4 protein-coding genes and 2 tRNA genes are annotated in these 10,823 nt (G+C 70.4%); 5 read left to right on the top strand and 1 reads right to left on the bottom strand.

What is annotated here, in order from left to right:
• The 3 genes from VD972_RS40785 to VD972_RS40795 all read left to right on the top strand — a co-directional run.
• A partial coding sequence (locus VD972_RS40785; protein WP_324994650.1) for a S1 RNA-binding domain-containing protein occupies nt 1–1,352 on the top strand: 1,352 nt, incomplete at its 5' end.
• Nucleotides 1,353–1,419: 67 nt separating this feature from the next.
• Nucleotides 1,420–1,493, top strand: a tRNA-Met gene (locus VD972_RS40790).
• Nucleotides 1,494–1,569: 76 nt separating this feature from the next.
• A tRNA-Met gene (locus VD972_RS40795) sits at nt 1,570–1,643 on the top strand.
• A 49-nt stretch (nt 1,644–1,692) separates the two neighbouring features.
• Here VD972_RS40795 and VD972_RS40800 read toward each other — a convergent pair.
• Nucleotides 1,693–2,850, bottom strand: a complete 1,158-nt coding sequence (locus VD972_RS40800) for a hypothetical protein (RefSeq protein WP_324994651.1) — start codon at nt 2,848–2,850, stop codon at nt 1,693–1,695.
• Nucleotides 2,851–3,143: 293 nt separating this feature from the next.
• Between VD972_RS40800 and VD972_RS40805 the strand changes: the two genes are divergently transcribed.
• Complete coding sequence (locus tag VD972_RS40805) at nt 3,144–8,762, top strand: type I polyketide synthase (RefSeq protein ID WP_324994653.1); 5,619 nt, start codon at nt 3,144–3,146, stop codon at nt 8,760–8,762.
• A partial coding sequence (locus VD972_RS40810; RefSeq protein ID WP_324994655.1) for a type I polyketide synthase occupies nt 8,752–10,823 on the top strand: 2,072 nt, incomplete at its 3' end. The genes VD972_RS40805 and VD972_RS40810, both read left to right, overlap by 11 nt.

Below are 10,823 nucleotides of genomic sequence, written 5' to 3' on the forward strand. Positions count from 1 at the left end.
AGAGCGAGGCGATGATCGAGCTGCGCGAGCTGAAGGACGACGAGGGCATCCTGCGCCAGGGCGTGGGTGACACGCTGGAGGCGCATGTCGTCGAGGCGGGCGCTCGGGGCATCATCCTGAGCCGGGCGCTGACCAAGGGCAACGCGAACATGGCGATGCTCGCCGAGGCGCGGGCCTCGGGCATGCCGGTGGAGGGCATGGTCCTGAGCGTGAACAAGGGCGGCGTCGAGGTGGCCATCGGCGACGTGCGCGCGTTCTGTCCCATCAGCCAGCTGGACATCCGCTTCGTGGAGAAGCCGGATCAGTTCATTGGCGAGAAGCTGCAGTTCCGCGTCACCGAGGTGCGGGATCGCAACATCGTGCTGTCGCGGCGCTCGCTGCTCGAGGAGGACCAGAAGAAGCTGGCAGAGCAGACGCGCAAGGGCCTGTCCGAGGGCAAGATCGTCAAGGGCAAGGTCACCGGCGTGCGTGACTTCGGCGCCTTCGTGGATCTGGGCGGCGTGGAGGGGATGATTCCCGTCTCCGAGATGTCCCACGTGCGCATCGGCCACCCGAGCGAGGTGGTGAAGCAGGGCGACGAGGTGGAGGTGGAGATCCTCCGTCTCGAGGCGGCCCAGCCGAGCTCGCCGGACAAGGGCAAGCACAAGGAGCGCATCACGCTCTCCATGCGCTCGCGCCAGGAGGATCCGTTCAAGGCGGCGCTGGAGAGCATCAAGGAGGGCGACCGGCTGCAGGGCAAGGTCGTCCGGCTGCAGGCGTTCGGCGCGTTCGTGGAGCTGCGCCCGGGTGTGGACGGCCTGGTGCACATCTCCGCGCTCTCGGATCGGCGCATCGCGCACCCACGGGACGTGGTGCAGGTGGGCGAGACGATCTGGGTCGTGGTCGAGAAGATCGATCCGAACGAGAAGCGGATCGGCCTGCGGAAGATCACCGAGGAGGATGCTCAGCGTCCTCCCGAGGAGCGTCCGGCCCCCGAGGCCAAGGCGGCCAGGCCCGCCGAGCCCCAGGCCCCGCGCCCGAAGGTGGGCCAGGTGGTCGTGGGCAAGGTCGATCGCATTGAGCCCTACGGCGTGTTCCTGATGTTCCCGGGCGGCAAGGGGCTCCTCCCGGCAGCGGAGACGGGCACGGATCGCGGCACGGATCTGCGGAAGCACTTCTCGCTGGGCCAGGAGGTGAAGGTGGCCATCCTGGACATCGACGCGTCCGGGAAGATCCGGCTGTCGATCACGGCGGCCGAGCGAGCAGAGGAGCGCGCGGAGCTGGATGCCTGGCAGAAGACGCAGAAGCCTGCGGGCGGTGGCGGCAAGGGATTCGGCACGCTCGCGGACCTGTTGAAGAACAGGAAGGGCTGAGGGGCGGGCTCCGGAAAAAGGAGTTGACGCACTGGGGGGAGGGCGGTACTAACCCTCCCGCTTTTGCCGCGGGGTGGAGCAGCCTGGTAGCTCGTCGGGCTCATAACCCGAAGGTCGCAGGTTCAAATCCTGCCCCCGCAACTCGAAGCACCGGAGGCCCTTCCGGGAATGACCGGAAGGGCCTCCGTCGTTCTATAGAAAGTCACAGCGCATTTATCGCGGGGTGGAGCAGCCTGGTAGCTCGTCGGGCTCATAACCCGAAGGTCGCAGGTTCAAATCCTGCCCCCGCAACTCTCAAAGCCGGCTCTCCTGAAGAGGGGAGCCGGCTTTTTGCTGTGTGCTACTCGGGGTTGATCCGGAAGACGGGGAAGAGGCCCACCTGGCCCGAGTGGAAGTGGGCGGCGAGGGCAGGGATCTCCTCGAAGGAGTAGATGCGCTCGTCGATGGTGGGCATCCAGTCGTTGGCCTCCGCGTAGGCCGCGGCGTCGAGCGCCTCCTGCCGGCCGCACATATGGGTGTGGATGTACTGGTGGCGCTCGATGCACTCGCTGGCGCGCAGGAAGGATGTGGCCATGCCTTCCTTCCAGCCGGCGGTCGTCACCACCGCCTCTCGCGAGAGCGCCCGGCGTGTCGCCTTGGAGAAAGGCGTGCCGATGTAGTCCACGAAGATCTGCACCTTCTGCCCACCGGTGAGCCGCTCCATCTCGCGGACAAAGGCGGTCTCGGCCTGCTGGTAGGCGCGGCGGTAGGTGGGATCGGTTCCGGCACGCATCTCGTCGAAGTAGAGGTCTCCGAAGGTGCGGCGATCCAGCGCAGTGACGCCCGTCTTCCGGATGATCTCCAGCCGCTGATCGTTCGCCGAGAGCATCACCGTCCGGCACCCGAAGCGCCGGGCCAGATCCAGCTCGGCCAGGGTGGTTCCTCCGCCCCAGCCCCACACGTGGGGCGCGGGCATCAGCTCCTGGCGCACCATGAGGCGGTACGTGCCGTAGGCGAGCAACCAGTTCGACCAGGCCGTGGTGTAGCGCGCCGAGAACGCGGCCCACTGCGCCAGCGAGTAGCGGGAGCCCGCAGGCACCGGCAGCAGAGCGTCCGCCTTCACCACCATCCGCGTGGAGAGGTAGCCCCGGGTGCCCGCCGCGTCATAGGCGAACGCCTTGCTCGGGTACTCCCAGGGATCCATCACCTCCCCCGCGTAGACGAACCCGCAGCGCCCAGGCTCCCAGCCCTGCACGCCCTCGCCCAGGGAGAGCACGCGGACCACCCCCGCGTTGCCGATGATGATCCGCTCCTCACCTCGGAAGCGGCACACGTCGATGGGCTTGCGCTGGAGGCTGTGCCCCATGTTTCCCTCCCAGCAGCCGTAGAGGGGCTCGACCAACAGCTCCCCGGGTCCGGGAGCAGGGAGCTCGAAGTCCTCCAGAACGAGATCGGCGAGGCCCTCTGTTGGAGAGCCGTCGCCCGCGTACAGGAACCAGGCCTTGGCGGAGATGGGCACGAGAGTGGGGGCGAGAGGAAAGCCTGAACAATATCCGGCGGCTCGCTCGAGACCCACAACCCATACCATCCCCTGGGTCACTCAAACCAGCGAGGTAGGAATATTCCGATAGAGTTGAGAGCGCGGACAGCAGTGTGCTATTCCACACATCTGTGGTGGGTCTGGGTCATGAATGACTCACATCATGCCACCCATCAGGGACAGAACGGACCCAAGGGTCTGAGGGGTTGTAGCGCAGCGCGCTCCCCCCCGCGCTGTTCGCTGGGGGAAGTGGCCCTGTTGGGAGGAGTTCTTTGAGTACTGAGTTCGCGAAGCGAATCGCCCACTTCTCCCGGGAGCGCCTGGCGCTGCTGGCGGCGAGCCTGAATGAGGAGCTGGCCTCGGCTCGGCGCGGCACTGTCTCCGAGCCGGTGGCGATCATCGGGATGGGGTGCCGCTTCCCGAAGGCGGCGGACCCGGAGGCGGTCTGGCGGCTGCTGCGCGAGGGCGTGGACGCCGTCACGGAGGTTCCGCCGAGCCGGTGGGATCTGGAGGCCACCTACGACGCGGATCCCGAGGCGCCTGGGAAGCTCTACACGCGCTGGGGCGGCTTCCTGGACGATGTGGATCAGTTCGATCCGGGCTTCTTCGGGATCTCGCCCCGAGAGGCGCGGAACATGGATCCGCAGCAGCGGTTGCTGCTGGAGGTGGCCTGGGAGGCCCTGGAGAACGCCGGGCAGCCCGCCTCACGGATCGAAGGCAGCCGGACGGGCGTCTTCGTGGGGTTGTCCCAGGAGGACTACCGCAAGGCGCTGCTGGGTGAGGATCTGCGGCGCACGAACACCTATAGCGCCACGGGCAACTTCCACGCCGTGGCCAGCGGGCGTATCTCCTACGCGCTGGGGCTGCAGGGGCCGAGCATCTCGGTGGACACCGCGTGCTCGTCCTCGCTGGTGGCCATCCACCTGGCCTACGAGAGCCTGAGGCGCCGCGAGTGCGACATGGCGCTGGCGGGTGGCGTCAACGTGATGGCGCACCCGGAGATCACCGTGGCGCTCTGCAAGCTGCAGGCGCTGTCGAGGGATGGGCGGTGCAAGACGTTCGATGCGCGGGCGGATGGGTTCGTGCGCAGCGAGGGGTGCGGCCTGGTCGTCCTCAAGCGCCTGTCGGACGCGCTGGCGGACCGGGATCCCATCGTTGCCGTCATCCGAGGCTCGGCGATCAACAATGATGGGAAGAGCTCCGGGCTCACGGCGCCCAACGTGCTGGCGCAGCAGGAGCTGATCCGCCGGGCGCTGAAGTCCGCCGGGGTGGAGCCCTCCGAGATCGGCCTCGTGGAGACGCATGGCACGGGGACCTCGCTGGGCGATCCGATCGAGTTCGATGCGCTGAAGGAGGTGCTCGGCGGAGCCCGGGCCGATGCTTCGGTGTGCGCGCTGGGGGCGCTGAAGAGCAACCTGGGCCACATGGAGTCCGCCGCGGGAGTGGGCGGGCTGATCAAGGTGGCGCTGGCGCTGCGGCACGAGGCCATCCCCGCCAACCTCCACTTCCGCAACCTCAACCCTCGCATCTCGCTGGAGGGCACGCCCTTCGTCATCCCTACGCGGCTGACGCCCTGGCCGCGGGGTGCTCGGCGCCGGGTGGCGGGGGTGAGCGCCTTCGGGATCAGCGGGACGAACGTCCACCTGGTGGTGGAGGAGGCTCCGGCCACGGAGCCCGTGGCCCCCGCCACCACGGGCAAGCCCGGGAAGTATGTGCTGCCGATCTCAGCGCGCACGGAGGAGGCGCTGAAGGCGCTGGCGCGGCGGTACCAGCAGCAGCCGCTCGCGGACACGCGCGCGGAGCCGGGCCTCCCGGAGCTGAGCTACACGGCCAGCGTCCGGCGCCCACACCATGAGCATCGCCTGGCGCTGGTGGGTGAGTCGCGCGCCGAGCTGCGGGAGCAGATCGCCGCGTTCCTCGCGGGAGAGGCCCGGCCGCACCTGTCCGCGGGCAGCGTGGAGCTGGCCGCAGGGCGGCGCAAGGTCGTCTTCGTCTTCCCGGGCCAGGGCTCCCAGTGGCTGGGCATGGGCCGGGGGCTCATGGAGCGGGAGCCCGCCTTCCGTGCGGCGCTCGAGCAGTGTGACGCGGCGATGCGGCCACATGTGTCCTGGTCGCTGCTGGAGGAGCTGGGCGCGAGCGCCTCGCCCGAGCGGCTGGAGCGGGTGGACATCGTGCAGCCGCTGCTGTTCGCCATGGAGGTGGCGCTGGCGGCGCTCTGGCGGACGTGGGGGATCGAGCCGGATGGGGTGGTGGGCCACAGCATGGGAGAGATCGCCGCGGCGCACGTGGCCGGGGCGCTGTCGCTCGACGATGCGGCGCGGCTGATCTGCCTGCGCAGCCAGGCGCTGCTCAAGGTCTGCGGCCAGGGTGGCATGGCGGTGGTGGAGCTGACGTGGGAGCAGGCCACGGCGGCGCTCTCGGGCTACGAGGAGCGGCTGGCCATCGCGGCGAGCAACGGGCCTCGCTCCATGGTGATCTCTGGCGAGAGCAGGGCGCTGGAGGAGGTGCTCGGCAAGCTCCAGGCGGAGGGCGTCTTCTGCAGGCTCGTGAAGGTGAACTACGGCTCCCACAGCCCGCAGATGGACCCGCTGCGAGAGGAGCTGATGCGCGTGCTGGCCGGCGTCTCCCCGCGCCGGGCGCGCGTCCCGATGCTGTCCACGGTGACGGGGCGGATCCTCGACGGGACCGAGCTGGAGACGGCGTACTGGGTGAGCAACCTGCGCGCTCCGGTCCTGTTCTCGCAGGCGGTGGAGGCGCTGGCCCGTGAGGAGCAGCCCATCTTCCTGGAGATCAGCCCCCACCCCGTGCTGGTGCCCGCCATCGAGGAGGCGCTGGCGCGCGGCGGCAAGAGCGTGGCGCTCCCGTCGCTCCGTCGCGAGGAGGAGGAGCGGGCCGTCATGCTGGGGACGCTGGGCCGCATGTACACGATGGGCCACGCGGTGGACTGGAGCCGCTTGTTCCCGGCCGGTGGGCGCGTGGTGGAGCTGCCAGCATACCCCTGGCAGCGGGAGCGCTACTGGGGGATCGAGGCGCGATCCGTGGCAGGGGCGGGGCTCGGGCGAGCCGATGGCAGCCACCCCTTGCTGGGTGGACACCTCGAGCTGGCCAGCGTCAGCGGCGGCGAGCACTCCTTCCAGGGCGAGCTGGGGCTGGAGTACCAGCCGTACCTCGCGGATCACCGGATGCGGGGGACGCCCGTGTTCCCGGGCTCCGCGTATCTGGAGATGGCGCTCTCCGCGGCTGCGGAGGTGTGGGGCCCGGGAGCCCATCGCGTCGAGCAGGTGGCCTTCGAGGAGATGCTGACGGTGCCCGAGGGATCGCGGCGCTCGGTGCAGCTCCTCTGGAAGGCTGCGGGGGAGGGTGAGGCCTCCTTCGAGATCTACAGCCGCGAGGCCACCCAGGGCGCTGGCGCGAGCAGCGGGCGCGCGCCTGGCTGGAGGCGGCATTCGGCTGGCAAGCTCCGAGCGGCTTCCGCGCGGGCCAACGAGCACCTCGAGCCGCTGGACGCGATTCGCTCGCGGTGCCGTGTGAGCGTGCCAATCGAGGAGCACTACCGGCTGCTTCAAGAGGTGGGGCTGGAGTGCGGCTCGCGCTTCCAGGGGGTGGCCGAGCTGTGGCGCGGCGAGGGGCAGGCGCTGGGACGGATCCGGCTGCCGGACGAACTCAAGGATGAGGCCCGCGCATACCGCATCCACCCGGCGCTGCTGGACTCGGCCCTGCAGACGGTGCTGGCCACCGCCGCCGAGGCCCAGCCCGGCACCCGCGTCCTCCTCGTGGGACTGGAGGGCCTGTGCCTGTATGAGCGTCCGCCCACGGAGCTGTGGGCGCATGTCACGCGCCGGGCTTCGGGTTCGAGCGCGGGGGACATGGAGGCGGAGCTCTGGCTCCGGGACGGCGAAGGCCGCCTGGTAGGCGAGGCGCGAGGCCTGCGCATCCAGCGAGTGGCCGCGGGGCGGCGCGATCTGATCGCCGAGTGCTTCTACTCGGTGCAGTGGGAGTCCCTGCCGCAGACAGGGGCGGACGCACCGCGCTCACCTCGCGCGGGCCCGGGGACGTGGCTCATCCTGGCGGATGGCGGTGGGCTCGGTGAGGCACTCGGCCAGAAGCTGGTGGCACGCGGCGAGCGCGCCGTGATCGTGCGCCCGGGGGGGGAGTATCGGGCGCTCGGGGATGGGCGATATCAGCTCCCTCCGGGGGACTCGGAAGGGTTCGATCGACTCCTCAAGGAAGCCTTCGGCACGTCCGGCTGCAAGGGCGTGGTCCACCTGTGGAGCCTGGACGCGGCGCTCTCCGAGCGGGCGCAGGGCGAGGCTCTGGTGGCACTGCAGCAGCCTGGCACCGAGAGCACGCTCCTGCTGCTCCAGGCGCTGTCTCGCCGTGGCTGGCGCGAGGCGCCCCGGCTCTCCCTGGTGACACGGCAGGTGCAGGCGGTGGGTGCCGGGACGCAGCGTCTCTCGGTCGAGCAGGCCCCGCTGTGGGGGCTGGCCCGCAGCATCGTCTACGAGCTGCCCGAGCTGCAGTGCCGGTGTGTGGACCTCGAGCTGACGGGTGGCGCGGGGGAGGCAGACTCCCTGCTGGAGGAGCTCGGCCGCGAGGACGAGGAAGAGCAGGTGGCGCTCCGAGGTGGCGCGCGCTACGTGGCGCGCCTGAGCCAGCGCCCCGTGGAGGCCACGCCGCCCCCGAGCCTCAGCCCGGCGGCGACGTACTGGATCACCGGCGGCCTGGGAGGCCTTGGCCTGCGGATCGCCCGGTGGATGGTGGAGCGGGGCGCCCAGCACCTGGTGCTCACGGGCCGGGGAGAGCCGGGCCAGGAGGCCCTGCGCGAGGTGGAGGCCCTGCGCGCGGCAGGCGCCGAGGTGCGGGTGATCCGCGCGGACGTGGCTCAGGCCGAGCAGGCCGCGCGCGTGGTGAGTGAGATCGAACGCGAGATGCTTCCCTTGCGAGGCATCGTCCATGCCGCGGGCGTGTCCGATGAGATCTCTCTCCTGGCCATGACCGTGGAGCGGCTGCGCCAGGTGATGGCCCCCAAGGTGGCCGGAGCCTGGAACCTGCATGTCCTCACGCGCGAGAGGCCCTTGGACTTCTTCGTGCTGTGCTCGTCCGCCATCGCGCTGATCGGGTCGCCGGGCGTGGGCAACTACGCGGCGGGCAACGCGTTCCTGGATGCGCTGGCGCACGAGCGTCGGCGCGCCGGGCTGCCGGCGCTGAGCATCAACTGGGGCATCTGGGGAGGCGTGGGGCTGGCGGCGAGCCTGGGCGATCGCCTCTCCGCGCGCGGCCTGGGCAGCCTGACCCCCGAGGAAGGACTGGAGGCGCTGTCCCGGGCGCTGGGCCAGCCAGCGCCGCGAGTGGCGGTGATGCGCTTCGCCGCGCGGCAGTGGCGGGAGTTCTTCCTCAGCGCGGCGAGCTCGCCCTTGCTGTCCCAGCTTCAGGCTGCCAGCACGAGCCAACCCCGCGCGGAGGGCTCCATCCGCCAGGAGCTGCTCCAGCGTGCGCCTGCCGAGCGCCGGTCCGTGCTCGAGCAGCATGTCCGCGGGCAGATCGCGCGTGTGCTCCAGACCCCGGTGACGCGAGTGGGGCTGCGCACGCCGTTCATGCAGCTCGGGGTCGACTCGCTGATGGCCATGGAGATCCGCAACCGCCTCGAGGCGAGCCTGGGGATGACGCTCAAGGTCACGCTCATCTGGAAGCACCCGACCGTCTCGGATCTGGTCACCCAGCTCGGGCGCGAGTTCGGGCTCCCGGAAGCGGCGGCACCCGCGGTGGGCGCGGCGAAGACCGAGGCCCCACCGGGCCAGACGGCCGAGAAGATCACGCAGGTCCTCAATCTGCTCAAGGCACGGAAGACCGGCGGGACTCCCGGGGATGGGGGCATGAAGCATGAGCAGTGAGGTCCTTTCCGCGCTCTCCAGCCTCGTCGCCGAGCTGAGCGCCGAAGAGCGTGCGGCGCTGGCGGAGATGATCCGCGCCGAGCCGGAGCGCGTGGCAATCATTGGCATGGGCGGCCGCTTCCCTGGGGCCACGGACCCCGAGGCGTTCTGGCGGGTGCTTCGCGACGGCACGGACTGCATCCGCGAGGTGCCAGCCCAGCGGTGGGACATCGACGCCTGGTACGATCCGGATCCGGACGCGCCGGGGAAGATGTACTCGCGGTGGGGCGGGTTCCTGGACGGCGTGGATCAGTTCGATGCGGCGTTCTTCGAGCTCTCGCCTCGCGAGGCGGAGAGCATGGATCCGCAGCAGCGCCTGTTGCTGGAGGTGACGTGGGAGGCCTTGGAGGATGCGGGGCAGATCCCCTCTCGCCTCGAGGGCACTCGCACCGGCGTCTACGTGGGCATGTGCAACGTGGACTACGGCAAGCTGGTGGTGTCCGAGGATCTCACGCGCACGGATCTCTACACGGGCTCGGGCAACCTCCGCAGCGTGGCCAGCGGCCGGATCTCGTACCTGCTTGGGCTCCAGGGGCCGAGCATCACCCTGGACACCGCCTGCTCCTCTTCGCTGCTGGCCATCCACCTGGCCGCCGAGAGCCTCCGGAGCGGTGAGTGCAGCCTGGCGCTCGCGGGTGGCGTCAACCTGGTGCTCCACCCCGAGTACCACGTCTATCTGTCCCGGACGCGGATGATGGCGCGCGACGGGCGCTGCAAGGCGTTCGATGCGCGCGCGGATGGCTTCGTCCGCAGCGAGGGCTGTGGCGTGGTGGTCCTCAAGCGGCTGTCGGAGGCGCTCCGGGATGGAGACCGGATCCTGGGTGTGCTGCGCGGGACGGCCGCGAACAACGACGGCCGCAGCTCCGGACTGACGGCGCCCAATATGATCGCCCAGCAGGCCGTGCTGCGCGAGGCCCTGCGCAATGCCGGCCTGTCCGCGAGCGACATCACCCACTTGGAGACCCATGGCACGGGCACGGCGCTCGGAGACCCGATCGAGTTCGAGGCGCTCCGCGAGGTGCTCGGCGATCCGCGGGAGGATGGCAGCACCTGTGCCCTGGGCGCGGCGAAGACCAACCTGGGGCACCTGGAGGCCGCCGCAGGGGTGGTGGGGCTGATCAAGATCCTGCTCTCGATGCGGCACGAGGCCATCCCCGCGCTGGTGCACTTCCGCAAGCTCAACCCCCGCCTCTCGCTGGAGGGCACGCCGTTCGTGATCCCCACCCAGCTCACGCCGTGGCCGCGCGGGAGCAAGCGCCGGATCGCGGGGGTGAGCTCGTTCGGGATGAGCGGGACCAACGTCCACGTGATCGTCGAGGAGCCATCGGTACGGCCCGTGCGCGCGGTGGCCGTCTCGAGCACGCGGCCGCACCTGCTGGTGCTCTCGGCCCGAACCCCGGAGGCGCTGCGGGCGCTCGCGCAGACCTTCCGGGAGCACCTTGAGGCGCTGGAGCAGCGTCCGGACATGTCTCTGGAGGACGTGCTCTTCAGCGCGGCTGGCCGGCGCGAGCATTACGAGCACCGCCTCGCCGCGGTAGGCACGTCGGCGGCCGAGCTGTCCGCGGCGCTCGGGGCGCATGTCCGCGGCTCAAGCCACTCTGGGCTCGTGCTGGGCACCGTTCCTCAGCGCGGTGAGCGACCCCGGGTGGTGTTCGTGTTCCCTGGCCAGGGCTCGCAGTGGGTGGGGATGGGGAGGGAGCTGCTGGAGAGCGAGCCGGTGTTCCGGCAGGCGCTGGAGGCGTGTGACGCGGCCATCCGTCCGTACACGGGAGTGTCGGTGGTGGAGGGGCTGCGCGCGGGCTCGGCCGAGCTGCTGGAGCGCATCGACTTGATCCAGCCGACGCTGTTCGCGCTGGAGGTGGCGTTGGCAGAGCAGTGGAGGGCGTGGGGAGTGGAGCCGGATGCGGTGGTGGGCCACAGCATGGGGGAGGTGGCGGCGGCGTGTGTGGCCGGAGCGCTGAGCCTGGAGGATGCGGCGCGAGTCATCTGCGTGCGCAGCCGGCTCTTGAGGAAGGTGAGCGG

The sequence above is a fragment of the Hyalangium sp. genome (genome assembly GCF_035629615.1).
Classification (GTDB): domain Bacteria; phylum Myxococcota; class Myxococcia; order Myxococcales; family Myxococcaceae; genus Hyalangium.